We start from the raw sequence: 1,806 nt of genomic DNA, 5'->3' as shown, positions 1-1,806 counted from the left end.
ACAATCTTCGAAGCATTACAAACCAAAAATCGGGGAGGGGGGAAGGGCTTTAAATCAATTGCTTAGCGCCGAAGGCGGAAAGTTTTAAGATCGTACCTGACGGTGACAACCAATGCTCTGAACCCAAACCAGATGGAAACAAACGGCTTGTCCGCTGTTGATTCATAAGCCGCAGGGCGGCTTACAGCCTTTCTAAACGTTGGTGACAGGAAATCCGTCCAACGAAAATGAAAGGCTGCAAGCCACTCCTGCGGAGGGATCAACTTGTGGGCAAGCCGTTTGCTTTGGTCATCAGGTTAGGGTTAGGTTCTTATGCTGCCGCAAGGCCGGGGTTAGGTTTATCTGGCCCGGCGACAGCCGCGCCATAGCACAAACCTGATAAAACAAACGGCTTGCCCGCTGTTGATACCATGAGCCGCAGGGCGGCTTACAGCCTTTCTAAACGTTGGAGACAGAGATTCTGTCAACGAATAGTGAAAGGCTGCGAGCCACTCCTGCGGGGGAATCAACTTGTGGGCAAGCCGTTTGCTGGTCAGCAGGTTAGGGTTAGGCTCTTTATGCTGGGTTATTAGCCCAGCGGTAGCCGAATCGTTGTTTCTTCTAAATAGAGAGTGTCATCGCTTCTCTAAATGCAGCCGCCAGTGCTTCTTTGCTTACTTCATGGCCTAGATTGATTTTTTTGTCTTCCATGTGAACAAAGCCTCTTTTTTTCTGTGTCGGCATTAATACATATCCTTGATCAGCAAACCATTCGAATCCGACTAATCTTCTGCTTTTCGTCGCTTTTGAGTATCCTTTTATCTGTAGATGTTTCTCTAGAGAACTTAAACCAGAAGTGTCATCTGCTTCCTGACAGAAGCATTTGCTCATAGCGTCTTCTAGAAATATTGCAAGTTGTTCATCATTATAGGGCGATGAGAGAGTCAAGATAATATCTAATCCCGCCATGCTGTATTTCTTAGAATGTCCATGAGGGATTGCAATTAAATTTTCGGAATTATCCACATATATATCGACATTCTTAAAGGTAACTTCCACATCAGCACCTCTATTCAAAAATTTTAATGATGACTTGTACACCTATTTTACCCGCATGATTTACTGCACCCTTTATCTGTTCCAGTTGAGCCGGGGATGCACCTTTAGGGATTGCTACTTCGAGTATTCTCTGCGTCGAAGAATTCACCCTTATTGTCGTACCTCCATAAGAAGTTGTTTCAAATTTAGTCAACTTTTTTGAATACCCCATAATTGTAGTATAGACAGTATTTCCACTTTGATAGGATTTTGCAGATAAATCTATTGATTTAATGCTGGTGATACTTGTTCGGTAACCATTCACAATATCTCCCGCTTTGTCGATAACAGGGAAATTGTTATTCCATCCACCTAAAGCCCTCTCGATCTCTACACCACGCTCAAAAGGACTAAGTTTCCAAACGCTTCCCACTGCATCATCACTTTTAAACATGGTTTTTGCAGATTTCCATAGATATTTCACGCCTTGCCCCGCAGCTTTTGCTCCTTGTACCAATGTTCCAGTAGTGGCTGCGGCCGGAGGATAAGCATTCAGTGCATTTTCAGCGCCAATTAGAGCATCATTTGTTAGTTTTTCTGTTGTATCTATAGCTTTATTTACTCCGGGCCCCCATAGTTGCTCTAATAACCGACAACCGTAATCATAAGAAGGGTTACAATGACCGCTTGGATCGTTGAAGCGCAGCGGATTATTGTAGACATACGTGTACAGGTTCTGTGTTAGTGGGTTTGTTAGCGTTCCTTCGTAGCTATCCTCATTAATAAACC

General features: G+C 43.9%; 2 protein-coding genes. Both read right to left on the bottom strand.

What is annotated here, in order from left to right; genetic code table 11:
- Positions 1 to 600 precede the first annotated feature (600 nt).
- Positions 601 to 1,038: a hypothetical protein gene (locus B0G52_RS35095; RefSeq protein WP_094051095.1), complete on the bottom strand. Its 438-nt coding sequence runs from the start codon at positions 1,036 to 1,038 to the stop codon at positions 601 to 603.
- A 10-nt stretch (positions 1,039 to 1,048) separates the two neighbouring features.
- Positions 1,049 to 1,806 (bottom strand): endonuclease toxin domain-containing protein (locus B0G52_RS35470; RefSeq protein ID WP_143762693.1); only part of this gene is annotated, 758 nt, incomplete at its 5' end.

This window comes from Cohnella sp. SGD-V74 (assembly GCF_003001675.1).
Taxonomy (GTDB): Bacteria; Bacillota; Bacilli; order Paenibacillales; family Paenibacillaceae; genus Cohnella.
This window is presented reverse-complemented; position numbering and strand designations above follow the sequence as displayed.